The organism is Nocardioides panzhihuensis, assembly GCF_013408335.1.
Classification (GTDB): Bacteria; Actinomycetota; Actinomycetes; order Propionibacteriales; family Nocardioidaceae; genus Nocardioides; species Nocardioides panzhihuensis.
Map to the genome: position 1 here is coordinate 1,212,368 of NZ_JACBZR010000001.1, position 24,867 is coordinate 1,237,234.

25 protein-coding genes are annotated in these 24,867 nt (G+C 69.6%); 15 read left to right on the forward strand and 10 right to left on the reverse strand.

From position 1 onward, the window contains the following. The first annotated feature begins 7 nt into the window (after positions 1 to 7). The 3 genes from BJ988_RS31270 (at position 8) to BJ988_RS05650 (ending at position 3,586) form a co-directional block, all read left to right on the forward strand. On the forward strand, positions 8 to 1,000 hold the full coding sequence (locus BJ988_RS31270; protein WP_179657117.1) for an NlpC/P60 family protein: 993 nt from the start codon (positions 8 to 10) through the stop codon (positions 998 to 1,000). A gap of 23 nt (positions 1,001 to 1,023) precedes the next feature. Continuing rightward, entirely contained in the window at positions 1,024 to 2,274 is a 1,251-nt protein-coding gene (locus tag BJ988_RS05645; RefSeq protein WP_179657118.1) for a hypothetical protein, read from the forward strand. A gap of 79 nt (positions 2,275 to 2,353) precedes the next feature. Then, the gene (locus BJ988_RS05650) at positions 2,354 to 3,586 is read left to right on the forward strand and encodes a M48 family metalloprotease (protein WP_179657119.1); all 1,233 of its coding nucleotides are present in this window, start codon (positions 2,354 to 2,356) and stop codon (positions 3,584 to 3,586) included. A 29-nt stretch (positions 3,587 to 3,615) separates the two neighbouring features. On the opposite strand, the gene BJ988_RS05655 is transcribed toward BJ988_RS05650, so the two are convergent. Further along, complete coding sequence (locus BJ988_RS05655) at positions 3,616 to 5,409, reverse strand: AMP-binding protein (protein WP_179657120.1); 1,794 nt, start codon at positions 5,407 to 5,409, stop codon at positions 3,616 to 3,618. A 132-nt stretch (positions 5,410 to 5,541) separates the two neighbouring features. On the opposite strand from BJ988_RS05655, the gene BJ988_RS05660 reads away from it, so the two are divergent. The 5 genes from BJ988_RS05660 (at position 5,542) to BJ988_RS05680 (ending at position 9,740) form a co-directional block, all read left to right on the forward strand. After that, positions 5,542 to 5,973, forward strand: a complete 432-nt coding sequence (locus BJ988_RS05660) for an SRPBCC family protein (RefSeq protein WP_179657121.1) — start codon at positions 5,542 to 5,544, stop codon at positions 5,971 to 5,973. A 9-nt stretch (positions 5,974 to 5,982) separates the two neighbouring features. Beyond that, on the forward strand, positions 5,983 to 7,209 hold the full coding sequence (locus BJ988_RS05665; RefSeq protein ID WP_179657122.1) for an ArsA family ATPase: 1,227 nt from the start codon (positions 5,983 to 5,985) through the stop codon (positions 7,207 to 7,209). Positions 7,210 to 7,294: 85 nt separating this feature from the next. Continuing rightward, on the forward strand, positions 7,295 to 7,720 hold the full coding sequence (locus BJ988_RS05670; RefSeq protein WP_179657123.1) for a hypothetical protein: 426 nt from the start codon (positions 7,295 to 7,297) through the stop codon (positions 7,718 to 7,720). A 3-nt stretch (positions 7,721 to 7,723) separates the two neighbouring features. Further along, positions 7,724 to 8,674: an ROK family glucokinase gene (locus tag BJ988_RS05675; protein WP_179657124.1), complete on the forward strand. Its 951-nt coding sequence runs from the start codon at positions 7,724 to 7,726 to the stop codon at positions 8,672 to 8,674. A gap of 76 nt (positions 8,675 to 8,750) precedes the next feature. Continuing rightward, the gene (locus tag BJ988_RS05680; RefSeq protein WP_179657125.1) at positions 8,751 to 9,740 is read left to right on the forward strand and encodes an ROK family protein; all 990 of its coding nucleotides are present in this window, start codon (positions 8,751 to 8,753) and stop codon (positions 9,738 to 9,740) included. Here BJ988_RS05680 and BJ988_RS05685 read toward each other — a convergent pair. Beyond that, a complete protein-coding gene (locus BJ988_RS05685; RefSeq protein ID WP_179657126.1) occupies positions 9,737 to 10,222 on the reverse strand; it encodes a hypothetical protein in 486 nt (161 codons plus the stop codon). The two genes, BJ988_RS05680 and BJ988_RS05685, sit on opposite strands and share 4 nt — an antisense overlap. A gap of 98 nt (positions 10,223 to 10,320) precedes the next feature. Between BJ988_RS05685 and BJ988_RS05690 the strand changes: the two genes are divergently transcribed. The 4 genes from BJ988_RS05690 to BJ988_RS05705 are packed head-to-tail and all read left to right on the forward strand — an operon-like array spanning position 10,321 to position 13,328. Beyond that, on the forward strand, positions 10,321 to 11,073 hold the full coding sequence (locus BJ988_RS05690) for a 1-acyl-sn-glycerol-3-phosphate acyltransferase (RefSeq protein WP_179657127.1): 753 nt from the start codon (positions 10,321 to 10,323) through the stop codon (positions 11,071 to 11,073). 41 nt (positions 11,074 to 11,114) lie between these two features. Continuing rightward, on the forward strand, positions 11,115 to 11,567 hold the full coding sequence (locus BJ988_RS05695) for a flavin reductase family protein (protein WP_343051485.1): 453 nt from the start codon (positions 11,115 to 11,117) through the stop codon (positions 11,565 to 11,567). After that, positions 11,564 to 12,409, forward strand: coding sequence for an arylamine N-acetyltransferase family protein (locus tag BJ988_RS05700; RefSeq protein WP_179657128.1), 846 nt, complete (start codon positions 11,564 to 11,566; stop codon positions 12,407 to 12,409). The genes BJ988_RS05695 and BJ988_RS05700 overlap by 4 nt, the downstream gene beginning before the upstream one ends. Before the next feature lie 25 nt (positions 12,410 to 12,434). After that, positions 12,435 to 13,328, forward strand: a complete 894-nt coding sequence (locus BJ988_RS05705) for a hypothetical protein (protein ID WP_246321410.1) — start codon at positions 12,435 to 12,437, stop codon at positions 13,326 to 13,328. 14 nt (positions 13,329 to 13,342) lie between these two features. On the opposite strand, the gene BJ988_RS05710 is transcribed toward BJ988_RS05705, so the two are convergent. Continuing rightward, on the reverse strand, positions 13,343 to 13,870 hold the full coding sequence (locus tag BJ988_RS05710; RefSeq protein ID WP_343051486.1) for a GNAT family N-acetyltransferase: 528 nt from the start codon (positions 13,868 to 13,870) through the stop codon (positions 13,343 to 13,345). Between the two features lie 384 nt (positions 13,871 to 14,254). Here BJ988_RS05710 and BJ988_RS05715 point away from each other — a divergent pair, with 384 nt between their 5' ends. Then, a complete protein-coding gene (locus BJ988_RS05715; RefSeq protein WP_179657130.1) occupies positions 14,255 to 15,553 on the forward strand; it encodes an HNH endonuclease in 1,299 nt (432 codons plus the stop codon). Positions 15,554 to 15,563: 10 nt separating this feature from the next. Here BJ988_RS05715 and BJ988_RS05720 read toward each other — a convergent pair whose 3' ends face one another. From BJ988_RS05720 to BJ988_RS05735, 4 genes are read right to left on the reverse strand one after another with little or no spacing between them, the layout of a single operon-like run. Then, on the reverse strand, positions 15,564 to 16,436 hold the full coding sequence (locus BJ988_RS05720) for a metallophosphoesterase (protein ID WP_179657131.1): 873 nt from the start codon (positions 16,434 to 16,436) through the stop codon (positions 15,564 to 15,566). A gap of 29 nt (positions 16,437 to 16,465) precedes the next feature. Then, positions 16,466 to 16,930, reverse strand: a complete 465-nt coding sequence (locus BJ988_RS05725; RefSeq protein WP_179657132.1) for a hypothetical protein — start codon at positions 16,928 to 16,930, stop codon at positions 16,466 to 16,468. Then, positions 16,927 to 18,396, reverse strand: coding sequence for an FGGY family carbohydrate kinase (locus BJ988_RS05730; RefSeq protein ID WP_179657133.1), 1,470 nt, complete (start codon positions 18,394 to 18,396; stop codon positions 16,927 to 16,929). Before BJ988_RS05730 ends, BJ988_RS05725 begins: the two co-directional genes overlap by 4 nt. Continuing rightward, positions 18,393 to 19,235: a DUF1028 domain-containing protein gene (locus tag BJ988_RS05735; RefSeq protein ID WP_179657134.1), complete on the reverse strand. Its 843-nt coding sequence runs from the start codon at positions 19,233 to 19,235 to the stop codon at positions 18,393 to 18,395. The genes BJ988_RS05730 and BJ988_RS05735 overlap by 4 nt, the downstream gene beginning before the upstream one ends. Before the next feature lie 144 nt (positions 19,236 to 19,379). On the opposite strand from BJ988_RS05735, the gene BJ988_RS05740 reads away from it, so the two are divergent. Both BJ988_RS05740 and BJ988_RS05745 read left to right on the forward strand, forming a co-directional pair. Beyond that, positions 19,380 to 20,843 carry an APC family permease gene (locus tag BJ988_RS05740; RefSeq protein ID WP_179657135.1) on the forward strand — a complete coding sequence of 488 codons (1,464 nt, stop codon included), beginning with the start codon at positions 19,380 to 19,382 and terminating at the stop codon, positions 20,841 to 20,843. A 113-nt stretch (positions 20,844 to 20,956) separates the two neighbouring features. Continuing rightward, entirely contained in the window at positions 20,957 to 22,297 is a 1,341-nt protein-coding gene (locus BJ988_RS05745) for a class II 3-deoxy-7-phosphoheptulonate synthase (RefSeq protein WP_141803899.1), read from the forward strand. On the opposite strand, the gene BJ988_RS05750 is transcribed toward BJ988_RS05745, so the two are convergent. The 3 genes from BJ988_RS05750 to BJ988_RS05760 form a co-directional block, all read right to left on the reverse strand. After that, positions 22,284 to 22,757 (reverse strand): GNAT family N-acetyltransferase, encoded by a 474-nt coding sequence (locus BJ988_RS05750; RefSeq protein ID WP_179657136.1) that lies wholly within the window; start codon positions 22,755 to 22,757, stop codon positions 22,284 to 22,286. The genes BJ988_RS05745 and BJ988_RS05750 overlap by 14 nt on opposite strands. Positions 22,758 to 22,774: 17 nt before the next feature. Then, positions 22,775 to 23,761, reverse strand: a complete 987-nt coding sequence (locus BJ988_RS05755) for a hypothetical protein (RefSeq protein WP_179657137.1) — start codon at positions 23,759 to 23,761, stop codon at positions 22,775 to 22,777. 159 nt (positions 23,762 to 23,920) lie between these two features. Next, positions 23,921 to 24,865, reverse strand: coding sequence for a deoxyribonuclease IV (locus BJ988_RS05760; RefSeq protein WP_179657138.1), 945 nt, complete (start codon positions 24,863 to 24,865; stop codon positions 23,921 to 23,923). Positions 24,866 to 24,867: the final 2 nt, after the last annotated feature.

Sequence of the window (24,867 nt, forward strand, 5' to 3'; positions counted from 1 at the left end):
TCCGCTCGTGACACGCGACCGGAAGCGACTCATTGCCGGAGCAGCCGGCATCGCCGCCATCGGTGTCGCCGGGATCATTCCCGCAGCGACCCCCGCCCAGGCCGACCCAGACATCGACGACGTTCGTGAGAAGGTCGACAAGCTCTACACCCAGGCCGAGGCCGCCAACGAGGACTACAGCAACGCCAAGCTGCGGCTGCAGGACATCAAGGACCAGCTCAAGGACCTCAACGCTGACGAGAAGCGGCAGAGCAAGGAGCTCGACGAGATCCGCGCCGAGCTCCGTGACTCCGTGCTGCGGCAGTTCGAGGGCTCCGACGTCTCCGCCGTCGGCCAGGTGATCACCTCCGAGGACCCGCAGGAGTTCCTCGCCGGGCTCTCCACCGTCTCGTCCTACAACGCGCTGCAGGCCGACCTGCTGGCTCGGTACAACACCGAGGCAGAGGCCCTCCAGGTGCGCCGCGAGGCCACCGAGGACGCCAAGTCCCAGATGGCCAAGGTCAAGACGACCATGCAGAAGAAGAAGAGCGAGATCGACAAGAAGTTCGAAGCCGCTCAGGCCGAGCTCGACGAGCTCGAGGCCGACGAGCTCGAGGAGTTCCAGGCCGCCGGTGCCGGAGCGGGCATCCCCGCCAACCTGCCGCCGCCCTCGGGCCGTGCCAAGAAGGCTGTCGACTACGCCCTCGCCCAGGTCGGCGACGCCTATGTCTACGGCGCGACCGGCACCGAGTCGTGGGACTGCTCCGGTCTCACCATGGGTGCTTGGGGTGCGGCCGGTGTCGGGCTCCCGCACTCCTCCTCGGCGCAGTACAGCAGCGGACCCCAGGTGTCGCGTGACCAGCTCGCCCCCGGCGACCTGGTCTTCTACTACAGCCCGATCAGCCATGTCGGCATCTACATCGGCAACGGCATGATCGTGCACGCGTCCAACCCGAGCACCGGTGTGAAGGTCTCGCCGATGGACGAGATGCCCTACACGGGCGCTGTCCGTCCGGGCTGAGCCTTCGACAGGCTCAGGACCACTTGACCCAGGACCCCGAAGAGGCCGATCGTTCGCAGGTGCGAACGGTCGGCTCTCTTGTATCCCGTGTCAGGGCCAGCCCGGCCCTGATCGGCGCCGGTCTGGTGCTGGTGATGCTCCTGGCAGGCTTCGTCGGCTGGCGGCTGACCGGCGGCGGCGAGTACGTCGCGCCGACCCCGACCGCCGCCCCGGTCGTGCGCGCCGACACCGAAGGCGCCCGTGCCTCGCTGGAGCAGCTGGTCACCGGCGTACGTGATGGGGCGGAGCCCGACGGGGAGGACGCCGCCTCGGTGGCGGTGCGCAACGCACACGCCATCGGCGTCGAGGACGTCACCGCGAGGTATGTCGCCGAGTCGGGCAACGTGGCAGCGGACGGCTCCTGGACCGCCGACGTCGAGATGTCGTGGCGCACGCCCGGTGACCCGGTGCTGACCGAGGAGCTGAAGGTCGGCTTCGACGCCGACGGCGCGATCACCGGGTTCTCGGCGGCCCAGGGCACCCGGCTGCCGCTGTGGCTCAGCGGCCCGGTCGAGGTGCGGCGCACCGACTCCACCCTCGTGGTGGTCCAGGCATCCGCTGACGTCGCCGACCGCTACGCCGAGCTGGCCACGACCGCTGTCGACGAGGTCCGCAAGGTGATCTCCTGGGACGATCCCCGCCTGGTCCTCGAGGTGCCCGCGACCGGACTCGAGTCGGCGCTCGGCGCGCAGCCCGGGGCCTACTCCGCGGTCGCCGCGGTGACCGCGACGGTCGACGGGTCCACGAAGGCCGGAACACCGCTGCACGTGTGGGTCAACCAGGGCGTCATCGGCGACCTGGACGCCCCCGGCGCCCAGGTGGTCATCACCCACGAGGCGACCCACGCGGCCACCGACGCCCCGACGGGCACCAACCGGCCGATGTGGCTGGTCGAGGGCTTCGCCGACTACGTCGCACTCCGCGACACCACGCTCCCGCTGAGCAAGACCGCCGGCCAGATCCTCGCCCAGGTCCGCGAGAACGGCCCGCCCGATCATCTGCCGGGCAAGGCCGAGTTCAACACCCGCTCGGAGCACTTCGGCGCCGAGTACGAAGCCGCCTGGCTCGCCTGCGAGGTGCTCGCGGAGGCAGGCGGGGAGCAGGCCCTGGTCGACCTCTACGAGGAGACCGGACGCGGCACGGCTCTGGAGAAGGCCCTGCGGACGAGCTTCGGCTTCGGAGAGGACGAGCTGACCGCCCGCTGGCGGGCCCATCTGTCAGAATCTGCGGCGTGAGCGAGCGTCAGCGAGTGAGCCTTGCGTGCAACACGCCGCCGCGTCCGTATCCTGGCGCTTGCGCTACGGGGGTGGCGGCGTGAATGCAACGAGACGTACGTCCTGGGTGGTTCTCGTCGTCGGGGCGGTCGCGTTCGTGGTGCTCGCCTGGCTGCTGATCCCGTGGCAGCCCTATCCCGGTGGCGCGCTCGAGCTGCCCGACGAGCGGGACGTGTTCACGGTCGAGGAGCTGGAGCGGATGCTGGCCTACTCCGGCGCCGTTCGCTGGATCAGCCGGGCCGGCCTCGTCGTCTCGCTGGTGGTCGCCTGTGTGCTCGGGTTCACCCCGATCGGACGGCGTCTGGTGGCGAGGCTGCGGGGCCCGTGGCTGCTCCGGGTGGTGCTGGCGGTCGTCGTGGTCACGCTCGTCGGCTGGATCGCGACGCTCCCGTTCGGGGTGGCGATCCAGCGTCTGCAGGTGCGCTACGGGCTCTCCAGGCAGGAGTGGGGCTCTTGGCTGGGTGACTCGCTGCTGAACCAGGTCGTCGGCATCGTGACCACGTCCCTGGCGCTGCTCGCCCTCTTCGCGTGCATCCGCCTGGGCCGGCGCTGGTGGCCGGCGCTCGCCGCCGGTCTGGTCGCCGGTTTGGTGGTGCTCGGCTCGTTCGTCTACCCGGTCGTCATCGAGCCGCTGTTCAACGACTTCGAGCCGCTGCCGCGTGGCCAGCTCCGCACCGAGGTGATGGCGATCGCCGAGCGGGAGGGCGTCGAGCTCGACGATGTCCTGGTGGTCGACGCCTCCCGGCGCACGACCTCGCTCAACGCGTACGTCACCGGCTTCGGCTCCACCCGCCGGGTGGTCCTCTACGACAACCTCGTCGACTCGCAGCGAGGCGCCGCCGCGCGCGGAGCGGTCCTGTCCGTGGTCGCCCACGAGCTCGCCCACGCCAAGCACGACGACGTCCTGGTCGGGACGGTCATCGGTGCCGCCGGCGCGGTCGCCGGCGTCGGCCTGCTGGGCCTGCTGCTGTCCTACCGGCGCCGGGAGGAGTACGCCACCCCCGAAGCCGTCCCGATGCTGATGGCGGTCTTCGCGCTGGCGAGCGTGCTGGCGATGCCCGTCGAGCACGGGCTCAGCCGGCACGTCGAAGCCCGCGCGGACGTGGACGCGCTCCGTGCCACCGGTGACCTGGAGTCGTTCACGAGGCTGCAGCACGACCTCGGCGTACGCTCGCTCTCCGACCCGTCGCCGCAGGCCTGGTCGCAGTGGTGGTTCGGCTCGCACCCGACGACGCTGCAGCGCATCGCGATCGCCCATCGCATCCTGGACTGAGAAATAGGCCGAGTCGGCGCGACCAGAACTTACTTGCTGTAGAGCGCGTCAACCTCGTGGCTGAACTCGCGCATGACCACGTTGCGCTTGAGCTTGAGGCTGGGGGTGAGCTGGCCACCCTCCTCGGTCCAGGAGTCGGAGATGATCACGAACTTGCGGATCGACTCGGCCTTCGAGACCGCCTTGTTGGCGTCGTCGACCGCGCTCTGGACCGCGGCGCGCAGGTCCTCGTCCTCGACGAGGGCGTCGATGTCGCCGGTCTTGCCGTTGGCCTCCGCCCAGGTGGGCAGGGCCTCGGGATCGATGGTGACGACCGCGCCGATGAACGGCTGACCGTCGCCGACGACGATGCACTGGTCGACGAGCACGTGGGCACGAAGGCGGTCCTCGAGGACGGCCGGGGCGACGTTCTTGCCGCCGGCGGTGACGATGATCTCCTTCTTGCGGCCGGTGATCTTCACGAAGCCCTCGTCGTCGACCTCACCGAGGTCGCCGGAGTGGAACCAGCCCTCCGCGGTCTTGGCCTCGGCGGTCGCCTCGGGGTTCTGCCAGTACTCCTTCAGCACCTGACCGCCCTTGAAGAGCAGCTCGCCGTCGTCGGCGACGCGCACCGCGGTGCCGGGCAGCGGCCGTCCGACGGTGCCGATCTTGAAGGCCTCGGGCAGGTTGACCGTGAGCGCGGCGGTCGTCTCGGTCAGGCCGTAGCCCTCCAGGACGGTCACGCCGATGCCACGGTAGAAGTGGCCGAGACGGTCGCCAAGCGGGGCGCCGCCGGAGACGGCGTAGGAGCAGTTGCCGCCGAGCGCGGCCAGCAGCTTGCCGTAGACGAGCTTGGAGAACAGCTTGTGCTTGGCCGCGAGCAGGAACGGCGCCCGGCCGGTCTCGGTGGCGCGGGAGTACTCGATCGCGACCTCGGTGGCCAGGTCGAAGATCTTGCCCTTGCCGTCGGCGACCGCCTTCTGCGAGGCGGTGTTGTAGACCTTCTCGAAGACTCGCGGCACCGCCAGCACGAAGGTCGGCTGGAAGGTGCCGAGGTCGGCGACGAGGTTCTTGATGTCGGGGGTGTGGCCCAGGCGGGTGCGCGACTTGATGCAGCCGATCTGGATGATCCGCGCGAAGACGTGCGCCAGCGGGAGGAAGAGCAGGGTGCTGCGGCCCTCGAAGGTGAACAGGTCGTCGAGCGAGTCGACGACGACGCCGAGCTCGAACATGAAGTTGCCGTGGGTGAGCACACAGCCCTTCGGGCGCCCGGTGGTGCCGGAGGTGTAGATCAGCGTCGCGGTGTCCTCGGGGGTGACCGCGCTGCGGCGGGCCTCGAGCTGCTCGTCGGTGATGTCGGTGCCGAGCTTGCCCAGCAGCTCGACGGCGTTGTCGCTGATCGACCAGACGTTGTTGAGCGCGGGGCACCCGGCGCGGACCTCGCTGATCCGGCTCATGTGGCCGGAGTCCTCGGCGATGACCGCCACGGTCGCGGAGTCCTGGAGGATCCACTCGATCTGCTCGGCCGAGGAGGTCTCGTAGATCGGCACCGTCGTCGCGCCGGCGAACCAGATCGCGTAGTCGAGCAGCGTCCATTCGTAGCGCGTCTTCGAGAGCAGCGCGACCCGGTCTCCAGCTCCGACACCCGCCGCGATCAGGCCCTTCGCGACCGAGGCGACCTCACCGAGGAACTCGGCGGAGGTGACGTCGACCCAGGTGCCGTCCGCGCCTGGACGGCTCAGGACCGCGACATCGGGTGCCTCGGCGGCGTTGCGCACGACGTCGTCGGTCAGGTTGCCGGTGGGGGGAACAACGTACGTCGCGGGCGTGGAGAACTCGCGCACTAGGGCCTCCGCATACTGATGGTAGGTGGGTACGAACCGGAGGTTACCCCCGTCACAGCCCGACCATTTCACCGGGATGCTATCCGGTACGCTCCATGGCACCTAGCAAGTCAGGGAGTGAGGACACCATCGATGGCCGATCAGACCACCTCGACGATCGTGATCGAGGCTGCGCCCCCGGCAGTGATGGCGGTGATCGCGGACTTCAAGTCCTACCCGGCCTGGGCCAAGGGGATGCAGGAGGTCAGCGTCGTGGAGACCGGCGTCGACGGGCGGGCCGAGCAGGTCCGGTTCGTGCTGGACGTCGCGCCGATCAAGGACGAGTACACCCTGGCGTACGACTGGGACGGTGACCGCCAGGTGACCTGGTCGCTGGTCAAGGGCAACCTGCTGCGGTCGATGGACGGCGCCTATGTGCTGCGCGACCTCGGCGGCCGCACCGAGGTCACCTACCGGCTCGCGCTCGACCTGAGCATCCCGCTGATCGGCATGCTCAAGCGCAAGGGCGAGAAGGTCCTGATCGACACCGCCCTGCGAGGGCTCAAGCAGAGGGTCGAGAACTGAGGTAATGCCTTGAGGATCCTCCTCTTCACCGGCAAGGGCGGCGTCGGCAAGTCGACCGTCTCGGCCGGCACCGCGGCGATGTCCGCGGCCCGCGGCCTGCGCACCCTGGTCCTCTCGACCGACGCCGCCCACTCCCTGGCTGACGCCTTCGGCCTCTCGGACGGGCACCGCGATGGTGCGCTGGGCTCGGAGCCCGTCCAGGTCACCGAGCACCTCTACGTCCAGCATGTCGACGCCCAGCGCCGCTTCGAGCAGTCCTGGGCGGAGGTGCAGGGCTATCTGCTGAGCGTCCTGGACACCATCGGGGTCGACCGGATCGCGGCCGAGGAGCTGACCGTCATCCCCGGTGCCGAAGAGGTCTTCGCGCTCCTGGAGCTGCGCCGGATGGCGGTCTCGGGGGAGTGGGACACGATCGTGGTCGACTGCGCCCCGACCGCCGAGACGCTGCGGCTGCTCGCCCTCCCGGAGGCCCTGGGCTGGTATCTCGAGCGGATCCTCCCGGTGCAGCGCAAGATGGTGAAGGCGCTCAAGCCCGTGCTCACCAAGGCCGCGGGGGTGCCGATGCCCGGCGACTCCGTCTTCGACGCCCTGGTCCGGCTCCACGGCGAGCTCGCGGAGGTCCGTGCCCTGCTGTCGGGACCTGAGGCGTCCGTACGCATCGTGCTGACCCCGGAGCGGGTCGTGCTCGCCGAGGCACGCCGGTCCTGGACGACGCTCTCTCTCTACGGCTACCGCGTGGACGGTGTCGTCGCCAACCGGATCTTCCCGGCCGGTGGCTCCGATGACTGGCGCGCCGGCTGGGTCAAGGCCCAGGACGACGTGCTCAGCGATGTCGAGGCCTCCTTCGAGGGGCTGCCGGTCTGGCGCTCGTTCTACCGGCCCACCGAGCCGGTCGGGGTCGACGATCTGCGGGAGGTCGCCGAGGCGGCGTACGCCTGGTCCGGTCGTATCGACCCGCTCGCCGTCCCCGAGACCGCGGCTCCGTTCCGCACCGAGACCACCGAGGACACCACGATCGTCCATCTGGCGCTGCCCGGCCTGGCCCAGTGGGTCGGGCGCGACCAGGTCCAGCTGGGCCGCAACGGCGACGAGCTGGCGATCACCGTGGGTGCGTACCGGCGACTGCTGACCCTGCCTGCCGCACTTGCCCGGATGAGTGTCAGCGGGGCGCGGGTCGAAGGTGGGGAGCTGCGGGTAGCGTTCTCACGCCAGCCGACGAAGACCGAGAGCGAGTAGTCGTGAGCGAGCGTCAGCGAGCGAGCCATCAGGTCAACACGGGACCGCGTCCGTATTCTGGCGCTTGCGCTACGGACGTGGTCGCGTGAGCGAGGAACAGCGCCACGAGTGGGCCGACGAGCCGTTGGGGTCGACCGCCGAGGAGCTCGGCCGGCTGATGGAGGCGATCGGGGAGTGGGCCAAGGACTCCCGGTTCGCCCATCTCGCCGAGTCGTTCGGGGAGCATCTCGATACGGGAACGCCGGAGTGCGCCTACTGCCCGCTGTGCCGTACCGTTCATGTCCTCCGGGAGTCGAGCCCGGAGGTCAAGGTGCACCTGGCCAGCGCTGCCGCATCGCTGATGCAGGCTGCGGCCACGGTGCTCAACGCGGCGGCCGCGAGTCCGGGTGCTGGCCCTAGTGAAGACGAGGATGCTCACGGTGATGGCGTGCGGGCTGAGGAAGGTGCGACCCGGGAACGGGCGCAGCGCTCTACGAGGGTCGACCGGATCGATCTCGACGGCTGGAGCTGAGTCATGACGGTGAAGAAGCTCGCCTGCGGCGTCGACGTCGGGGGCACCAAGATCCTCGGCGGTGTCGTCGACCACCACGGCAACATCATCGAGGACCACCGCGTCGAGTCGCCGGCCAAGAGCCCGGAGGCCGTCGAGGCCGCGATCATCGAGGTGGTCCAGGAGCTCAAGTCCCGCCACCCGATCGAGTGCGTCGGCATCGGTGCGGCCGGTTACATCGACAAGGACCGTTCGACGGTCATGTTCGCCCCCAACATCGCCTGGCGCGACGTGCCGCTCAAGGAGCGGCTGGAGAAGGTCCTCGAGCTTCCGGTCGTCATCGAGAACGACGCCAACGCGGCTGCGTGGGGCGAGTTCGAGTACGGCGCGGGCGCCGAGGTCGACAACATGATGCTGGTGACCGTCGGCACCGGCGTCGGCGGCGGCCTGGTCCTCGAGGGCGAGCTCTACCGCGGCGCCTTCGGCGTCGGTGCCGAGATCGGCCACATGCGGGTCGTGCCCAACGGCCACCTGTGCGGCTGCGGCAACCGCGGCTGCTGGGAGCAGTACGCCTCCGGGTCGGCGCTGGTGCGCAACGTACGTTCCGCGGCGCGAGCCGGCTCGCTGCTGGCTCGCGACGTCCTGGACCGCGCCGAGGGCGACCTCGACAAGATCAAGGGTCCGCTGGTCACCGAGGCCGCCCGCGACGGGGACGCCTTCGCGATCGAGGCGCTGACCGACCTCGGCATCTGGCTCGGCGAGGGGATCGCCTCGATCGCCGCGGTGCTGGACCCGGCCGTGGTGGCCATCGGCGGGGGAGTGGCTGACGCCGACGACCTGCTGCTCGGACCGGCCCGGCGCGCCTTCGAGGCGCAGCTGACCGGCCGCGGACACCGGCCGATGCTCGATATCCGCAAGGCGACGCTGGGCAACGACGCCGGGCTGATCGGTGCCGCGGACCTGGCTCGCAAGTGAGCGAGCGCCAGCGAGCGACGGTGAGGTTCACGCGGCGACGTCCGTATGATTGCGCTTGCGCTACGGAGGTGGCCGCGTGAGCGAGAGCGGGTCCGTCCACGTCGGTGTCGACATCGGCGGCACGAAGGTGCTCGCAGCGGAGGTCTCGCCGGCCGGTGAGGTGCTCCGCACCGCTCACCGCAGCACGCCGGGCCGCCGGGTCGAGCTCGAGCTCGTGGAGGACGCGCTGACCGAGGCGGTCACCGAGGTGGCCGCGGGCCGGCCCGTCGCCGGAGTCGGGCTGGCGGCGGCGGGGTTCGTCGACGCCGCCGGTGAACGGGTCATGTTCGCGCCCCACCTGCCTTGGCGGGGCGAGCCGACCCTGTCTCGGCTCTCCGAGCGCTGGGGCACTCGGGTGGCGCTCGACAACGACGCCAACTGCGCGGCCCTGGCCGAGCTGGAGCTCGGTGCTGCCCGCGGGGTCGACTCGGCCCTGCTCATCACCCTCGGCACCGGGATCGGCGGCGCCGTCGTCCTCGACGGCCGGGTCGTCCGGGGTCGCAACGGCATGGCCGGCGAGTTCGGCCACATGCAGGTCGTGCCCGGCGGGCTGCCGTGCGAGTGCGGTCTCACCGGCTGCTGGGAGCAGTACTCCTCCGGCAACGCGCTGGTCGCCTTCGTGCGCGCCCGCGTCGAGACCGAGGAGTACGCCGGTTGCGCGCTCGACGAGCTGGCCGCCGGAGACCCGCTCAAGATCACCGGCCCGGCGGTCACCGCCGCCGCGGCCCGCGGCGATGCGCTCGCGCTGGCGGCGTACGAATCGGTGGGGTCGTGGCTGGGGGTCGGGATGGCCGGCCTCGTCGCTGCCTTCGACCCGGAGCTGTTGGTCGTCGGCGGCGGAGTCTCGACTGCCGGCGACCTGCTGCTGGGACCTGCCCGGACGGCGCTGGAGGCCTCGCTCGTCGGGCGCCACCATCGCGACGTGCCGCGGATCGTGACGACTGCCTTCGGTGCGGAGGCGGGGGTCGTGGGCGCGAGCATCCTGGCTCGCCGGCTCACCTCGAGCCCGGGCCGGGATCAGACCTAGACGCGGGCGCCGTCGTCCCAGGGATCGCGGGGTTCGGACGGCATCGTCGCCAGCAGGTAGACGAACCCGGCCAGGAAGGCGGCGACCAGGCCGCCGATGACCCAGCTGCTGAAGTGTCGGTCGGTGATCTGGATGACCACGATCAGGACCAGTACGGCGACCGGCGCGCCGAGCACGCCGATCCAGGCGAGCAGGCGTGCCGGGGTCGGCTTCGGCAGCGGTGGCGGGGGCGGCGGGACGTACCCCTCGTCGTCGTCGCGCCACATGTCGTCGTGGGAATCTGGTTCGTCGACCTGCTCGACGATGTCGATCTTCTTCTCGAAGAGGCCGCTCGGGACGGGCTCCTCGATAGCCGGGCGGTCGCCGTAGTTCTCGACGATCTGGCGCCAGGCCTCGTCCTCCGACGGCTGGCCGTCGGAAGGCACGGAGGCGTCATCTGGGGCCCCGGTCGCGTCCTCGGGCCGGTCGTCTCCGTCGCTCACGTTCCAAGCCTAGCCCGACCTCATGACAGGGCGCGCGAGTAGAAGTACCTATCTCGTTATAGGCTGACCGGTCGAAGGCAATATGGGAAGGCGATGGGGTGACGACGAAGCTCTTCTACTCGTTCTTGAAGTGGGTCGCGCTCGGGCCGATCCTGCGAGCGGTGTTCCGCCCGACCTATGAGGGCACGGACAACATTCCGCGAAAGGGCGCGGCGATCATCGCCAGCAACCACCTCTCCTACGCCGACTGGCTCTTCATGCCGCTCGGGATGAAGCGGATGGTGCGGTTCGTGGCGAAGGCGGAGTACTTCACCGGCACGGGCGCCAAGGGTTTCCTGCAGAAGGCGTTCTTCTCGGGCACCGGCAATGTGCCGATCGACCGCGGTGGCGCCACCGCCGCCGAGGGCGCCCTGATCGCCGCCAAGCGGGTCCTGGCGGAGGGTGAGCTGTTCGGGATCTACCCCGAGGGCACCCGCTCCCACGACGGCAAGCTCTACCGGGGACGTACTGGCATCGCCAGACTGACCCTGGACACCGGTGCGCCGGTGATCCCGGTCGCCGTCATCGGCACCGATGTGATCGCGCCTCCGGGCAAGAAGTTCGGCAAGCTCGTGCACCCGCGGGTCGTCTTCGGTGAGCCGCTGGACTTCTCGCGCTACGAGGGCATGGCCAACGACCGCTACATCCTGCGCGCGATCACCGACGAGATCGTCTACGAGATCCTGAAGCTCTCCGGCCAGGAGTACGTCGACATGTACGCGACCGAGGCGAAGAAGCTCGCCGACGGTGAGAAGCGCTCGAAGAAGTCCTCCGGATCGAGCAAGGCCGGACCTACCAAGGACGTAGCCTGACGATCCACTCGTCCCACCCGTTCCCGACGCCGGAGGATCCCGTGCGCCGGTGGCGAGGTCGTCTGGGCGGCCGGGTGTCGCTGTGGACGTCCGGCTCTGCCGGTTCCTCGGCAGGGCTCACGGTCTCGTCGCTGATGGTCGCCAACGGGTCACCGGGGGCGGTGCTCGGGCTGCTCGACCCGGACTCGGACCTGCGCGACGAGCTCGAGGAGACCGGCGTCGCAGTGGTGTCGCTACTCCACTGGCGCCATCGGGACCTCGCCGAGGCGTTTGGGGGCACCGCTCCCGCTCCCGGCGGTGCGTTCCGGTCGGGGAGCTGGATCGAGACCGAGTTCGGTCGGCGTCTCGCCGACGCCCCGACCTGGGCAGGTGTTCGGCTGACGTCGCTGACCGAAATCGGCTGGTCGGCCCTGGCGACGTGCGAGATCGTGTCGCTCGAGGTCGGTGACGACACCGACCCGCTGGTCCACCGGCACGGGAGGTACGAACGATGATCGATGGCTATCTGCGACGGCTCGGCGTCGAGGGACGGCCGGAGGCGACGTACGAGACGCTCGTCGATCTTCACCATCGTCATCTCGACACGCTCCCCTACGAGAATCTTTCGATCATGCTCGCGGCGATCGGTGCGGTGGGTTCGCCGGATCCTGTGGATCCGGTGGAGACGCTCGAGCGGATCGCGACCGGCGGCAACGCCGGCTACTGCTTCCACAACAACGGGGTCTTCTCGCTGGTGCTGGAGGAGCTGGGCTTCGAAGTCGTACGCCGCTCCGGGCAGATGCTGGAGGCGACCGGTCCGTCGGGCACCCTGGACCATCTGGCGCTGGAGGTCCGGGGTCTGCCGACCACGGCCAACCCGGGTGGCCGATGGGTGGCCGACGTCGGTTACGGAGACGGCTTCCGTGACCCGTTGCCGCTGGTCGAAGGGCACTTCAGGCAGTCCGGCTTCGTCTATCGGCTGGCGCGGGTGGGGGAGTCGGGGTGGACGTTCCACCACGACCCGCACGGGTCGTTCAACGGATCGTTCGCGCGTGGGAGCGTGACCTCGGAAGACATCGAGGCCTCCCACCTGCGGCTCTCCACTCCGCCGGAGGGCGACTTCACCCGCAAGCTCGTCGTTCAGCGACGCGCCGCGACAGGCGCCGACACCGTTCGATCGATCCGGCACATCCGGACCGGATCCGGGCGATCGACGCGTGAGCTGCGCGAATTCGAGGAGTGGCGCGACGCGCTCGGCCACATCGGACTGTCTTTCCGGGGGATCGAGGAGGACGCGTTGCGCGAGCTCCACAAGCGACAGGCTGCCGAGTATGACGAGTGGCTGCTGACGCGGTAGTCGGCGACGTGCTGAGATGGCGGACATGAGCGACGACGAACCTGCCCCCGAGCTGCTCGATGTCGCGGCCGAGCTCTACGGGCTGCCGCTGGCCGAGTTCACCCCCGAGCGTGACGCGCGGGCCAAGAGCCTGAAGGGGACGCCTCTCGCCGGTTCCGTCAAGGCGCTGAAGAAGCCCTCGACCGCCGCTTGGGTGGTGAACCTGCTGGTCCGCTACGAGACCGAGCAGGTCGAGCAGGTGATCTCCGTCGGAGCCCTGCTGCGGGAGGCGCAGACGGGGATGGATGCCGCCCAGCTGCGAGAGCTCACCAAGCAGCGGCGACAGCTGACCGCGGCCGTGACGACCCGTGCGCGCGGTCTTGCGCGCGAGCACGGCCTGCGGGTCACCGAGGCGGTGGCCACTCAGGTCGAGGCCACGCTCACCGCCGCGATGATCGACGCCTCCGCCGCCCAGGCCGTACGCAGCGGCCTGCTCGTCGCTCCGTTGTCCGCCACCGGGATCGACGCCGTCGACGCCGCGGCCGCCGTCGCGCTCCCGGACGCACTCGGCTTCGAGGTCCCCGAGGTCGTCCCGCCGCCCCGTGAGCCGTTGCGGGCGGTCCCGGACCTGCCGGACACGGCCGCGCTCGACGAGGCCCGTGAGGCGCTCGAGGAGGCGGAGTCCGCGCTGTCCGGTGCGGAGGAGAAGCGTGACAAGGCTGCGTCGGCCTTCAAGGACGTCGAGGCCCGCTCGCTCCAGGTGAAGTCGGAGATCGAGGACCTACGCCGCCGCCTGGCCGACCTGGAGGACGCCGCGCTCGAGGTCGAGGACGAGCTCACCGAGGCGGAGGAGACGCGCGACTCCGCCGAGGCGGCCGTGTCGGAGGCTGCCGCTGCCCGTGACGCTGCCGCTGCTGAGGTCGAGCGGCTCGATGGGTAGGCGCAGCCGCCGGCTCAGATGCTCTTCCGCATCCGGACCAGGGGGACCGGTGCGCCGCCGCGGTCGTCGGTGATCCTCTCGACCGGCTCGAAGCCGTACGCGGAGTAGAGCGGCTCGCCGGACAGGGTGCCCATCAGCTCGAGGGTGGTGAAACCCTCCGCTGCGGCTGCTTGCTCGCAGAGGTCCAGGATCAGCCTGCCTACGCCGCGCCGGGTGAAGGCAGGGTTGGTGTACATCGCTCGTACTCTGGCCGGATCGCGAGCTGGGTCCAGGAGGGTCGGCTCGCGGCCGGGGGTGTGGTCGCCGCCGTAGAGCGTTGCTCTTCTGCTCCAGCCGCCGCAGCCGGCGATCTCGTGGTCCTCTTCTACTACGAAGTAGGTGCCATCTTCGATCAGCTGGGTGTCGATGCCCATCACTGTCTTGCTCGAGGTGATCTGGTCTTTTGTCAGGAACCCTTTCTGGAGCTCTGCGATCGAGCTGTTCATGATCGCTGTCAGGGCTGGGATGTCCTTGGGGGTTGCTATGCGGTGGGTGAAGGGCACGGGGTGAGCCTGCCATGTCTCCTCCTCCCGCCCCGCTGGTCGAGCCGCTGGAGCCGCTAGGCGGAGGCGTGTCGAGACCAACACGGTTCTGGTCGGGGAAACCTCGCTTGGCGACTGTTCCTCGTTCCTGGTGTTCGCCGCCGACCCTTCCTCGAGTGTTTCTCGATCATGCGCCGCGTCAAGGACGGGCCTTCGGCCCGCCGGCTTCGCCGGCCGCTTCGCGGTCCTTGACTCGGCACCTGATCGAGAAAGATTTCGCCATTATCGGGGCGGCGGCGAGGGTGTGGCGCGGGGTTCAGGTTGCTTGTTCACGGACTGCGCAAATCGGGTTTGACCAGCCAAAACAGGTAGCCACAGACGACTCCTTCACATATAATGGGGCGTATGAACGAGGCCGTTGACCAGCTCCTTGCCGGGCCGCCCCTGGGTGCGTCCGAGGGTGAGCTCGTCGACTGGATCAGCCGGCTCGAAGAAGTGAAGTGCACCGCAGAGGCCGTGCAGGCAGAAGCAGCCGTACGCCTCGAGGAAGCCACCCGCGCACGCCAGGCCGACGCCGGAGTCCCTGCCCGCAAACTCGGCGAAGGCGTCGCCTCCCAGATCGCGCTCGCACGACGGGTCTCACCGGCCAAGGGCGCCAAACTGCTCGGGCTGGCGAAGAACCTTGTCGCGGAGATGCCACACACGTTCGGGTTGATGAAAGCGGGCCTGTTCTCGCAGTGGCAGGCCACCATCCTCGCCCGCGAAACCGCCTGCCTCTCGATAGAGGACCGCCGAGTCATCGACTACCAGCTCTGCGCGCCCGAACCAGACGGCCAACCTGCACGGGCGGCGACCATGGGACTACGGCAGCTCGAGAACGCGGCCAAGAAGCTCGCCATCACCCTCGACCAGGAATCTGTCGTCAACCGGGCAGCGAACGCCGAGAAGGACCGCCGCGTCAGCGTCCGGCCGGCACCGGACACCATGACCTGGCTCGGCGCCCTGCTCCCGGTCAAGGACGGCGTCGCGGTCTACGCGGCACTTGACCAGGCCGCGAAGGCTGCCCAGGCGGCTGGGGATGAACGGACCCGTGGCCAGGTCATGGCCGACACCCTCGTCGACCGCGTCACCGGCCGCACCGCCGACGGAAGCACCAAGCCGCGGATCGAGGTCAAGATCGTCATGACCGCCGACGCTCTCACCAACGACAGCGACCAGCCCGCGATGATCGAGGGCTACGGCCCGGTCCCCGCCATCTGGGCCCGTGAAGCACTCAACGACGCCGAGGTCTTCGTCCGCAGGCTGTTCACCGACCCGGCCGGGCAGCTGGTCGCGATGGAGTCCCACTCACGTAGAGCACCCGACGGCCTGGCGGAGTTCATCGCGACCCGTGATGGCGGGGTCTGTCGCACCAACGGTTGCGACGCCCCGATCCGCAACGTTGACCACGTCGAACGCCACGCAGATGGAGGCGCCACGAGCGCCGAGAATCTCCAAGGCCTCTGCGAGCGCTGCAATCAGGCGAAAGAAGCACTCGGCTGGCAGGCCAGACCAGGACCCGACGGCAGCATCATCACCATCACGCCGACCGGCCATATCTACGTCAGCCCGCCACCCGACACCTGGCGACCAGACCCACCACCACTGTCCCGGGCCGAGTTCGTGCTGCGCGACGTACTCCTTGATCATCGCCTCGCGGCCTGAGTGGCGGCGCTCAGAGCTCCTCGGGGGTGTCCTCTCCGGACGCGGCGTCGTAGAGGTAGACCTGTTCGCCCGCACGGGGGTCGCGGGCGGCGATCACGTGGGAGGAGGGGGAGGCCGGGTCGGAGAGGTCGACGACGGAGGCGCCGGCGCCGAGGACGCCGCGTACGAGGTGTGGGGGTGCGGTGGTGTCGATGCGGGTGACTACGCCGGGGGTCACCCAGACGGGTACGCCGGCGAGGTAACCGGTGGCCTGGAAGTGGAGGTGTCCGGCGAGGATCGCGCGCACGTCGCTTCCGCGCACCACTCGGCCGAGGGCGGAGATGTTGTGGAGCACGACGTCGGCGACCCAGGGGAGAGAGGCGAGATGGAGGGGCGGATGGTGGAGGACGAGGACGGTGCCGTCGCGCGTCGGGGTGGCCAGCTCGGCACCGAGGCAGGCGAGCTGGTGCTCGTCCAGGAAGCCGTGGGTCTCGCCCGGGACGAGGCTGTCAACGGTGACGATCCGGAGGTCGGCCAGGAAGCTGACCGACGCGCACAGGTCGGACTCCGGATCCAGCAGGCGACCGCGGTCGCTGCCGTCCGCATCCCGATGCCCGCTGCCGAGCACCTCGCGGAACGGGCCACGGGCGTCGTGGTTGCCGGTCGAGTAGATGTGGGGGATGCCGCGTTCGGCGGCGAACGCGCCCACCCGCTCCAGGACCGCGCCGCATCCGGCGGCCGAGCCGTCATCGGCGATGTCTCCGCTGACCACGACGGCGTCCAGGCCGGGCAGGTGGCGGGCGTCGTGCAGGATGCCCTCGAGAGCGGCGACGGCGTCGACACCGTCCATGTCGGCGCCGGTCGCGGACACATGGGTGTCGGAGAGATGCAGGATCCTGGTCAACGTGTGCTTCCTGTCCGAGTCGAAGTGGGTCAGGTGGTGAAGGCTGACATGCGAACCTCGGCCACGCCGTCGCTCTCGCTCAGGACGGCGACGTCGAGGTAGTGGGCGTCGACCTCCTCCCCGACCTGGGTGAGGTCGACCTGGACGCAGGCGATCGCGTCCGTGCAGCCGGCCTCGCCCAGCGCGGGGGAGCCGGGAAGCTGCGAGAGCCAGCTGTCGAGATCGGAGCGCGGGACCGTCAGGGTGCCCTCGATCTGCCAGTCCTGGAACCCGACATAGGTGCAGCTCGCAGCCGAGGTCCCGGCCGGCAGGTCCGGCACGCCGACCGACTGGGCGAGCTCGAGGCAGTCGATCGGCTCGGGCTCCGCGGACTCACCGAGGTCAGCGCCCACCCAGGCGACCAGCCCGGCGAGACCGGCCAGCACGAGGACCACGAACACGGCACCCGCGACGAGCGCCCAGCCCCACCAGGGCAACCGTCGCGGTGCGCTCATGCCCACTGTCGGGAGCGCTCGACGGCCCTGGTCCAGGAGGCGTACGCCTCGTCGGCCGCATCGCGACGCGACGCGTCGGGGGAGAAGGTGCGGTCCAGCGCCCAGGTCTCGCGGATCTCGTCGAACGAGGACCACACGCCGACCCCGAGCCCGGCCAGGAACGCCGCACCCAGACCCGTCGTCTCGACGTAGCGGGGGCGGGAGACGTCGACCCCGAGCTGGTCTGCCTGGAGCTGGCACAGCATGTTGTTGGCCGCCGCACCGCCGTCGACGTTGAGCGAAGCGACCGGAGTGGGCATGGTCGCCATCACGTCGCGCACCTCGAAGGTGATCGCCTCCAGGGTCGCCCGGACGATGTGGGCACGGGTCGTGCCTCGGGTGATGCCGATGATGGTGCCGCGGGCATCGGGATCCCAGTGGGGCGCACCGAGACCGGTCAGCGCGGGCACGAAGACGACCCCCTCGGAGGAGGCGACCGTGCGAGCGAGGGCCTCGGTCTCCGCGGCCGAGCCGATGATCTGCAGCCCGTCACGCAGCCACTGCACCGCGGCGCCGGTCACGAAGATCGAGCCCTCCAGGACGTAGGTGACCTCTCCGGAGGGGGACATCCAGCCCGGCGAGGTGAGCAGTCCGGAGTCCGACCGCTGCGGTGTGGTGCCGGTGTTGGTCAGCACGAAGGATCCGGTGCCGTAGGTGCACTTGGAGTCACCGACCTCGAATGCGGCCTGCCCGAACAGCGCGGCCTGCTGGTCGCCTGCCACACCGGCGATCGGCAGCGAGAGATCCAGAAAGGAGCGCGGGTCGGTGGCGACCCCTTCGCTCCAGTTGGGGCCGATCTCCGGCAGCGCGTCGCGGGGCACGCCGAAGAGCGAGCACAGCTCGTCGGACCAGTCGTTGGTGTTGATGTCGAACAGCAGCGTCCGCGAGGCGTTCGAGACGTCGGAGACGTGGTGCAGCCCGCGGGTCATCCGGGCGATCAGGTACGAGTCGACGGTGCCGATGGCGTAGCGCCCCGACTCCACATGGGCCCAGGTGTGCGGCTCGTTCTCGCGGATCCAGGCCAGCTTGGTCGCGCTGAAGTACGGGTCCAGGCGGAGCCCGGTCAGCTCGCGGACGCGGGCGTCGTGCTCCGCCATCGAGGAGCACATCGCCGTCGTGCGACGGTCCTGCCACACGATCGCCCGCCGCGGCGAGCCCAGAGTCTCCCGGTCCCACAGCACGACCGTCTCGCGCTGGTTGGTGATCCCGATGCCGACGAGGTCGTCCTTGCCGTGGGCGGCCAGCACCGTACGGCACGCCTCCAGGGTGGCCTGCCAGACCCCCTCCGGCACGTGCTCGACCCAGCCCGGGCTGGGAAAGTGCTGGTCGAACTCCTCATAGCCCCTGGCCGCCACCTCGCCCTTCTCGGTGACGATCAGCGCGGTGACACCGGTGGTGCCGGCGTCGATGGCGAGGATCGCGCTCATTTCGGGGTCCTGATGATGTCGAGGATGCGCCGGTCGATCCAGGACAGGTCCTCGGCCACCCGCATCTCGTAGTTCTCGGTGGCGACCCAGGCGAGGAAGCCCGAGGCGCCCTGCGCCGCGGCGTACGTCTCCAGCTCGGCCTCGATCTGCGGGGTGACGGGCACCTTCTCGGCCTCGGTCGAGGCGGTCAGGTAGAGGTCGCTGAGGTCGAGGAGCCGCTTGAGCTCGGTGATCGGGGCGGCGTGGTCGTCGACTCGCAGGTCGGCCGCGATGTCGTCGTTGCCGCCGTAGCCGGCCTCCTCGCGCACGACCAGGAGGGCCGCGCTCTGCCGTCCGCGGCTGTCGCCGCCGGCCTCGTCGCCTGCGGCCAGGGCCGCCAGGAGCCGGCGCTGCAGAGGCTCCTCGGGCGAGGAGGCGAGCCAGGATGCCTCCATCGCCTCGACCACCTCGGGGCCGGTGAGGATGTTGCCCTGGATCGCGTACGCCCCGTCCTCGGTGGAGCCGGTCCGGCCGCCCGCCCAGTCATAGCAGGACGGCCCGGTGTGGGAGGCGGCGTTGCCGTCCACGTCGACGATGCCGACCTGGCGGTGGTCGCGGCGCTCGTCCTCCTCCAGGAGCCTCTCGAGGGCGACCGAAGCGGTCGCGCCCTCGTCGAGATGGGCGAGTGCGAGGCCCTTGTAGGCGACGTTTGCCTCCGCCTGGGTGGCGATGGCACCGACGCCCGCGACGGCGGCCGGGACCGCCGATCCGACGGCCAGGAACTTCGAAGCGACAGCCACACCCCAGGTGGGCTGGCCGGTGCCTGGGTCGACTGCTCTGGCGACGATGGAGAAGGTCATGGCGCGACCCTATCCGTGAAATTTCGACCGGTTACGGCGTGTTGACGAATTGTCGTACACCTGACGGCAAGGTTGGGCTTTGATTGAGGGATCCCTTCATCCCAATTTCGGAACTGAGTTTCGATCGTGACCAGGAAGGACGTCATGACGACCCTGGCGAAAGAAGAAACACCCGAGCTGAAGAGAGTGATGGGGCCTTGGCTCCTGCTGCTCTTCATCGTCGGTGACATCCTGGGGGCCGGCGTCTACGCCGTGACCGGGACCATGGCCGGATACGTGGGCGGCATCTTGTGGTTGCCGTTCCTGCTCGCCTTCGTGGTGGCCACGATGACCGCGTTCTCCTACCTCGAGCTGGTGACGAAGTATCCCAGCGCCGCCGGTGCCGCGCTCTACACGCACAAGGCGTTCGGCATCCACTTCCTCACCTTCATGGTGACCTTCGCGGTCGCCTGCTCGGGCATCACCAGCGCGTCGACCTCGGCCAACACGCTGGCGCAGAACTTCTTCGGCGGCCTGGAGATCAACGGCTGGATGGACGCGCCCAGCGAGGGTGCCGTCACGACCTTGGCGTTGGGGTTCATGGTCCTGCTCGCGCTGATCAACCTGCGTGGCGTGGGCGAGAGCGTCAAGTTCAACATCATCCTGACCATCGTCGAGATGGTCGCGCTGAGCATCGTGATCGGCGTCGGCTTCTTCGTGATCGCCCAGGGCAAGGCCGACATGTCCGAGCTGATCTCCTTCGACGACTACAACAACATGGGCGTCGTCTTCGCGGTCACCGCGGCCACCTCGGTGGCGTTCTTCGCGATGGTCGGGTTCGAGGACGCGGTCAACATGGTCGAGGAGACCAAGGAGCCGGAGCGGATCTTCCCGCGCACCATGTTCATGGGCTTGGGCGCTGCCGCGCTCCTCTACATCCTGGTCGCCGTCTCGGTGGTCAGCGTGCTGAGCCCGGGTGAGCTCGAGGTGATCCGCGAGTCCGAGGGCCGAGCCCTGCTCGAGGTGGTCGGCAAGGGCGCTCCGGACTTCCCGATCGACAAGGTGTTCCCGTTCCTGGCGGTCTTCGCGGTCGCCAACACCGCACTGATCAACATGCTGATGGCCAGCCGGCTGGTCTACGGCATGGCCAAGCAGCGGGTGCTCCCCAAGCAGCTGGGTGCGGTCCTGCCCGGCCGCCGCACGCCGTACATCGCGATCATCTTCACCACGGTGATGGCGCTGGGGCTGATCTGGTACGTCTCCAGCGACCCCGACAGCAACATCGTCTCCAACCTCGGCTCCACCACCGCACTGCTCCTGCTGTGCGTGTTCGCGATCGTCAACATCGCCTGCACGGTGCTCCGCAACCGCCGCTCCGACTCCGGGAAGACGTTCTTCACCGCGCCGAGGTGGCTGCCGCCGATCGCTGCCCTGCTGTGCGTCTACCTGGCCGGGCCGTGGGTCGACCGCGACGGCATCGTCTACGAGATCGCCGGCGGCCTGATGGTCATCGGCGTGATCCTGTGGGCGATCACCTGGCTGATCAACAAGTTCGCCAACAAGGAGGACGAGCCGCCGCACTTCCAGGACATCGAGCACATGGACGTCGACCCCACCGACGACAAGTAACGGGGGCGACCTCGGTCGGGCCGGCGTACGTTCTCCCTCGGAGAGCGTGCGCCGGACCTGCCGTGTCTGAGATGACTTCGTGACAACCGGATGAGCCGCGTACCCTGAGGCTCGTGAACGACGCCTTCCCCTCCCTCGAGCAGCTGCACGCCATCGGAGCCCTTCAGCAGCCGACCTATTCGGACCCGGTCGCGCTGACCGCAGCGGTCGAGAAGCTGAGGAACCAGCCGCCGCTCGTCTTCGCGGGGGAGTGTGACCAGCTCAAGAGCTCGATCGCCGCCGCCGGCCGCGGCGAGGCGTTCATCCTGCAGGGCGGTGACTGCGCCGAGGTCTTCGCGGAGGCGACCGCAGACAACACCCGCAACAAGCTGCGGGTGCTGCTCCAGATGGCAGTGGTCCTGACGTACGCCGCCTCCGTCCCGGTCGTGAAGATCGGCCGGCTCGCGGGGCAGTACGCCAAGCCGCGCTCCTCCGACACCGAGACCCGCGACGGCGTGACCCTGCCGGCCTACCGCGGCGACGCGGTCAACGGCTTCGAGTTCACCGAGAAGTCCCGGATCCCCGACCCGCAGCGGCTGCTGGACGTCTACCACGCGTCCTCCTCGACGCTGAACCTCGTGCGCGCGTTCACCACCGGTGGCTACGCCGACCTGCGCCAGGTGCACACCTGGAACTCCGAGTTCGTGCGCAACTCGCCCGTCGGCGCGAAGTACGAGGCGATGGGCTCCGAGATCGAGCGCGCGATCGCGTTCATGGAGGCCATCGGCGCCGACCCGGAGGAGTTCCACCGGGTCGACTTCTACTCCTCGCACGAGGCGCTGCTCCTCGAGTACGAGCACGCCATGACCCGCATCGACTCGCGCACCGAGACGCCGTACAACGTCTCCGGCCACTTCGTCTGGATCGGTGAGCGCACCCGGCAGCTAGACGGCGCGCACGTGGAGTACTTCCGCCACCTCAACAACCCGATCGGCTGCAAGCTCGGCCCCACCGCGACACCCGACGACGCGCTCGCGCTGGCCGCCAAGCTCAACCCCAAGAACGAGGAGGGCCGGCTGACCTTCATCACCCGCTTCGGTGCGGGGAAGGTGCGTGACGGGCTGCCCGGGCTGGTTGAGAAGATCACCGCCGAGGGCGTCAACGTCACCTGGATCTCCGACCCGATGCACGGCAACACCTTCTCCACCTCCAACGGCTACAAGACCCGCCGCTTCGAGGACGTCCTCGACGAGGTCCAGGGCTTCTTCGACGTCCACCACGCCCTCGGCACCGTCCCCGGCGGCATCCTGGTCGAGAACACCGGCGACGACGTCACCGAGATCATCGGCGGCGGCGAGGAGCTCGACGAGGCCGGCCTCGTGCACCGCTACGAGTCCGTCGTCGACCCGCGCCTCAACCGCGTCCAGTCGCTCGAGATGGCCTTCCAGGTCGCGGAGATGCTCAGGTCTCGCTGAGAGACCAGGCGAGCTGCATGATCTCCTCGCCGTCGCGGAGGGTGCTGCGGTTGCTGGTGTCGGTGAAGCCGGTGCGCTCGTAGAGACGCTGGGCGCGCCGGTTGTCGGTGCGGGTCCACACGCTGAGGCCCTCCCAGCCGCGTGACTGGAGGTCGCGGATCATCTCGGTGCCGACGTGGGAGCCCCAGACGGCGGGGTCGACGAAGACCATCGAGAGGTGGCCGTAGCCGGGTAGCGGCACGCCGTCGACGTGGTAGGTCTCGGCCACCAGCATCCCCGCGGGGCGGGGGCCGTAGTGGGCGAGCAGCGCGAGCTCGGCGGTGTCCAGCTTCTCCTGGATCCTGCGGATCCGGGCCTCGGTGGCGGTGCGACGGCGAGCGGCGTTGGCTGCCCGCCAGACGTCGACGGCGACGGCGCGCTGCTCGGCGCTGTCGATCTCGGCGACGATGATTCTCGGCATATACAGGTGGCCAGGACCTACAGCGTCATCAGCCAGACGCCGAGCACGAGCATGACGATCATGAAGATCGCACCCACCCACAGCAGCACGATCCAGGTCGAGGGGTTGTCCTCGGCCTCGCCGGCCATCAGCGAGGAGACGTACTCCTGCTGCGCTCCGTAGTCACCGAAGTCCTGCTCGAGCGGCTCCGGCTCGGCGGCGTACCCGTGGCCGGCCTGCCAGTCGTCAGAGCCTTCGGTGGCGAAGGCCTCCTCGGCGTAGCCGGTCGCATAGGCGGGCTCGGCGTCGTGGACCTGCCCGGACGGGATCGCCTCCGACGGCGGGGCCCAGTGACGTACCTTCCCGTTCCGCGACTCCTGAACAAGGACCCCTGAGGGCTCGACGAAGGGCCGGTACGCCGCTTCGGCGGTGGCCTCGGAGATCGGCTCGGGCGCGGGGTCCGGGACGGGCTCGGGCCCGGGGAGCGGACCCGGCTCGGGGTCGGGAACGGGAACGGGCCCGGGGAGCGGACCCGGCTCGGGGACGGGGTCGGGCGTCGGCTCGGGCTCCGGGACCGGCTTCGGCTCCGGGAAGGGCGACGGCTCCGGGGCCGGGATCACCGCGTCCGCCGCGACAGGCGCCTGCGCAGGCGGTGGGGCGGTCGGTGGTGCGTACGCCGTACGGATCGCGGTGGCCTCGGTCGGCTCGTCGGTGTCGAGCCGCTCCTCGACGTCGGGGGACGTGCGCCTCGAGGTGCGCTCGGTGGGCTCGTCCTCTGGGGTCTTGGCCGAGACCGACGAGGCCGGACCCGGCAGGTCGTCGTCGCCGTAGGCGCTGATCCTGGGCAGGCTCAGCGAGGTCTGCTCGGCCTCGGGCGCGTCGTCGACGGCCTCCGGGGCGACGGATGCGACCGGCTTCCGGATCACGGTGGACTCGTTGGGCTCATCGAGCTCATCGGGTTCGGGTGCGACGTCGTCGTTCGCAGCAGAGTGCATGCCTTCGGGCTTCGCTTCAGCACTGGACACGGGTGGCGTCCTTTCCTCTACATCGATGGAGTCGGCCTCGGCCGCTCGGTCGGGCTCCGTGGCGACCTCGAGGCCGCACATCGGACATGCCGGCTTGTCAGCGAGCCGGTGTCCACACTGTGCGCAGTTGGTCATGCCACCCCCAATGGCGTCGAAGATTCACTCCCGTGCAGTCCCCAGCCTAGGTGACGTACCTTGACGGTGCGCCGATGCCCGCAGATCGCGGAGCAGCGCCATATCGGGGTTGTCCGCGTCGCGAGAGCCCGGAGTCTCCAGGATGAAGGGCACCCCGGCGGTCGCCGGGTGCGCGAAGAGCTCCTCGAAAGCGGGCGTGCCGATGTGGCCGCGACCGATCTGCTCGTGGCGGTCGAGATGCTTGCCGCGTACGTCCTTGGAGTCGTTGGCATGGATCAGCCGGAGTCGCTCGGGGCCGCCGATCTCGACGATCCGGTCGACGCATGCGGTGGCCCCACCCGGCTCGTCGAGCGGGGCGCCGGCGGCGAAGACATGGCAGGTGTCCAGGCAGATCCCGGCCTTGGGGTGGAAGTCGATGGCTCCGAGGTAGGTGGGCAGATCCTCCACGCCCGCGCACAGCGAGCGGCCCTGGCCGGCGGTCGGCTCCAGGAGCAGCCAGGGGGCGTCCTCGGCAGAGATGTCGTCGAGCACGGGGAGCAGCGCCTCGCGCACCTGCCTCATTGCGGCGGCGTGCTTCTCGACCGCATCCCCCTCGGGAGAGACGAACGAGCCGGTGTGGACGACGACGCCCTCGGCACCGATGTCGGCCGCACGGCGCAGGTTGTGCGCGATCAGGGCGGCCGACCTCTCGTACGTCGCCGGGGTGGGTGAGCCGAGGTTGACCAGGTAGGGAGCGTGGATGAAGGCACGCATCCCGCGCCGCTCGATCTCGGCCCGGAAGGCTTTGTCCTCGGCCGGCTTCCCGGCCGAGAGCGCCCACCCCCGCGGGTTGCCGACGAAGATCTGCAGGGTCTCGCCGCCGACCGCGTCGGTGTTGGCGAGGGCGCCGGCGACGAGGCCCTTGCCGACCTGTACGTGGGTGCCGATCGGGTTGCGGCCCTGCGGCGTCGAGAGGAGTTGCTGGGGCAAGG

Excerpts from the sequence above, each read along its gene's own strand:
- BJ988_RS05660 (WP_179657121.1), top strand. The coding sequence starts at position 5,542 with ATGGCCGATCAGACCACCTCGACGATCGTGATCGAGGCTGCGCCCCCG.
- BJ988_RS05675 (WP_179657124.1), top strand. The coding sequence starts at position 7,724 with ATGACGGTGAAGAAGCTCGCCTGCGGCGTCGACGTCGGGGGCACCAAG.
- BJ988_RS05700 (WP_179657128.1), top strand. The coding sequence starts at position 11,564 with ATGATCGATGGCTATCTGCGACGGCTCGGCGTCGAGGGACGGCCGGAG.
- BJ988_RS05705 (WP_246321410.1), top strand. The coding sequence starts at position 12,435 with ATGAGCGACGACGAACCTGCCCCCGAGCTGCTCGATGTCGCGGCCGAG.
- BJ988_RS05715 (WP_179657130.1), top strand. The coding sequence starts at position 14,255 with ATGAACGAGGCCGTTGACCAGCTCCTTGCCGGGCCGCCCCTGGGTGCG.
- BJ988_RS05725 (WP_179657132.1), bottom strand. The coding sequence starts at position 16,930 with ATGAGCGCACCGCGACGGTTGCCCTGGTGGGGCTGGGCGCTCGTCGCG.
- BJ988_RS05730 (WP_179657133.1), bottom strand. The coding sequence starts at position 18,396 with ATGAGCGCGATCCTCGCCATCGACGCCGGCACCACCGGTGTCACCGCG.
- BJ988_RS05735 (WP_179657134.1), bottom strand. The coding sequence starts at position 19,235 with ATGACCTTCTCCATCGTCGCCAGAGCAGTCGACCCAGGCACCGGCCAG.
- BJ988_RS05740 (WP_179657135.1), top strand. The coding sequence starts at position 19,380 with ATGACGACCCTGGCGAAAGAAGAAACACCCGAGCTGAAGAGAGTGATG.
- BJ988_RS05750 (WP_179657136.1), bottom strand. The coding sequence starts at position 22,757 with ATGCCGAGAATCATCGTCGCCGAGATCGACAGCGCCGAGCAGCGCGCC.